This window comes from Streptomyces sp. NRRL B-1347, from assembly GCF_000720325.1.
Lineage (GTDB): Bacteria > Actinomycetota > Actinomycetes > Streptomycetales > Streptomycetaceae > Streptomyces.
The window spans coordinates 1-245 of the sequence record NZ_JOJM01000331.1 but is presented as its reverse complement, the minus strand read 5'-3'; the positions used below and the strand labels follow the sequence as shown (position 1 = coordinate 245).

1 rRNA gene is annotated in these 245 nt (G+C 56.7%); it reads left to right on the top strand.

From position 1 onward, the window contains the following. Positions 1–148: 148 nt before the first annotated feature. Positions 149–245 (top strand): 5S ribosomal RNA (gene rrf / locus IG74_RS48670); the annotation flags it as partial.

The following is a 245-nucleotide window of genomic DNA, read 5'->3' as shown; positions in this document are numbered from 1 at the left end:
ATGGAAGCCTGGTAACGGGTGGAGTTGACTGGTACTAATAGGCCGAGGGCTTGTCCTCAGTTGCTCGCGTTCACTGTGTTGGTTCTGAAACCACGAACAACCCCATGCCCGGGAGGGTGTGGTGCGGTAGTTCACAGTTTCATAGTGTTTCGGTGGTCATAGCGTGAGGGAAACGCCCGGTTACATTCCGAACCCGGAAGCTAAGCCTTACAGCGCCGATGGTACTGCAGGGGGGACCCTGTGGG